The 2,169-nt window shown below is 72.7% G+C and carries 4 protein-coding genes; 3 read left to right on the forward strand and 1 reads right to left on the reverse strand.

Annotation, left to right across the window (positions count from 1 at the left end):
• On the reverse strand, positions 1–261 hold a 261-nt coding region (locus tag SACSA_RS20870; RefSeq protein WP_232212798.1), incomplete at its 3' end, for a YbaB/EbfC family nucleoid-associated protein.
• Between the two features lie 75 nt (positions 262–336).
• Here SACSA_RS20870 and SACSA_RS0100640 point away from each other — a divergent pair.
• The 3 genes from SACSA_RS0100640 to SACSA_RS20875 all read left to right on the forward strand — a co-directional run.
• A complete protein-coding gene (locus SACSA_RS0100640) occupies positions 337–918 on the forward strand; it encodes a YqgE/AlgH family protein (protein ID WP_028661397.1) in 582 nt (193 codons plus the stop codon).
• Between the two features lie 84 nt (positions 919–1,002).
• On the forward strand, positions 1,003–1,557 hold the full coding sequence (locus SACSA_RS0100645; protein WP_019812671.1) for a MarR family winged helix-turn-helix transcriptional regulator: 555 nt from the start codon (positions 1,003–1,005) through the stop codon (positions 1,555–1,557).
• Positions 1,558–1,571: 14 nt separating this feature from the next.
• Positions 1,572–2,169, forward strand: a 598-nt coding sequence (locus tag SACSA_RS20875; protein WP_019812674.1) for an MFS transporter, incomplete at its 3' end; no start/stop codon positions are given.

Raw genomic sequence — 2,169 nt, forward strand, 5'->3', positions numbered from 1 at the left:
CGCCGCCGTGGGGTGGGCCGTGGCGCCGATCGTGTCGCGGCCCGTGGTGTCGGTCGCGTGTCGGCCGCTGGTGTCGGTCGCCTGGTGGGCCGTCGCCTCGGCCACCAGGTCGAGCACGGTGCGGGCGAGACCGGCGGGTGTGGCCCCGTCGAAGGCCGTCGGGGCGAACCGGAGGTCCCGCAGCTCGCCGGACCCGCCGACGGTGACGCGGACGAGTCCGTCGGCGGAGGTGACGGTCGTCGACCCGGTGTTGCCAGCCATCGTCACGGTCGATCACCCTATCCACCCGTCCGTGTCGGCCGGACACCGCGTGTGCCGTGCGAGCGCGGTGGGATCATGGTGCACGTGCGAGCGGACGCCGAGGTTGAGCCGGGAACACTCCTGGTCGCTGCCCCCACCATGTTCGACCCGAACTTTCGCCGGACCGTGGTCTTCGTGATCGACCACCGCGAGGAAGGCACGCTCGGGGTCGTGCTGAACCGGCCGAGTGAGGTCGATGTGGACGAGGTGTTGCCCCACTGGGGCGAGCACGTGGTGTCGCCGCGTTCGGTGTTCGTCGGCGGGCCGGTGGAGAAGAAGACCGCGTTGTGCCTGGCCGCTCTGCGCACGGGCGAGTCGGCGGGCAGCGTGCCCGGCGTGATCGCCGTGCGCGGACCGGTGGCGCTGGTCGACCTGGACGCAGAGCCCGACGCGCTGGTGCCGAAGGTGCGGGGGATGCGCGTCTTCGCCGGGTACGCGGGGTGGGACTCCGGTCAGCTCGCGGGCGAGATCGACCGGGGCGACTGGCTGATCGTGCCCGCGCTGCCTGATGACGTGCTCGCCACCCCGGAGCGCGATCTCTGGAGTCAGGTGCTGCGCAGGCAGGGCCTGCCGACGGCCTTCCTCGCCACCCATCCGGGCGATCTTCAGCGCAACTGAGGCTCCGCGCGGCCGACCCTTCGTCCGTGGGACCGCCAGCGCCATTTATGTAAGCACTTATATTAGTGCTGTTATGGTATCCCCATGACGACCGAGCACGACGGCGCGGCCGGAGGCAGCGGCGATCCGACCGAGCTGGACTTCTGGGGGCCACTGCGCGACCTGCGCAAGGCGATGGACGACGACATCGGCCGCCTGTACGCCGAGCGGGGTGTGCGCGTGCAGCCGCGCTACACCATGCCGCTCATCCGGCTGGGGCGCCGGGGGCCGATGACCATCCGCGCCCTGGCCGGATCGCTGGACGTCACGCACTCCGCGATGAGCCAGACCGTGAGCCTGCTGAAACGGGACGGCCTGGTCACCACCCGCCCGGGAACCGACGCCCGCACGCGGGAAGTCGTTCTCACCGACCGGGCACGGCGCCTGCTGCCCTTCCTTGAGGCGGAGTGGCGTGCCACCGAGGAGGCGGCGGCCGAACTCGACGCGGAAATCCCCTACTCGCTGCGCCGGGTGGTGCGGGACATGGAGGCGGCCCTGTCGCGGCGCTCCTTCAAGGCCCGGATCGCGCGGCATCTCGCGGAGATCGAGAACGCGCGCGACGACACGGGCGTGTCGCCGGAGGACGGGAGCGGCGCGTGAGGCGGGCCGGGCGGATGCTCGACGTCCGGCCCCTGCGGGGCAGCCCGGCGTTCCGGCGCCTGTGGGTGAGCACCACCTGTGCCACGGTCGGCCACCAGCTCGCCGTGATCGCGGTGCTGGCCCAGGTCTGGGCGTTGTCCGGCAGTTCGGTGGCGGTGGGCGCGATCGGGCTGGCCCAGGCGGTGCCGATGATCGTGTTCGGCCTGGTGGGCGGAACGCTGGCCGATGCCCTCGACCGGCGGGTGCTGGTCGTGTGCACCACCACCGGGCAATTCGTCGCGGCCGGATTGCTCGCCGCCCAGGCGTTCCTCCGGTTGGAGTCGCTCACGGTGGTGCTCCTGCTGGTGGCGCTCCAGTCGGCGTGCGCGGGGCTCGGCGCGCCCGCGCGGAAGACGTTCGTGGTGGCGCTGCTGCCCCAGGACCAGGTCGGGGCGGGTCTCGCGCTGACGAACCTGAGCTTTCAGGCGGCCATGCTGCTGGGCCCTGCGGCGGGCGGGGTGCTCGCGGGCGGTGCCGGGGTGGGCGCCTGCTACGCCGCTGATGCGGTGACCCTGCTCGTCGCGTTGTACGGGGTGCTGCGCCTGCCGCCGGTCCGCCCGGTCGGCGGGACGG

Source organism: Saccharomonospora saliphila YIM 90502 (genome assembly GCF_000383795.1).
GTDB lineage: Bacteria > Actinomycetota > Actinomycetes > Mycobacteriales > Pseudonocardiaceae > Saccharomonospora > Saccharomonospora saliphila.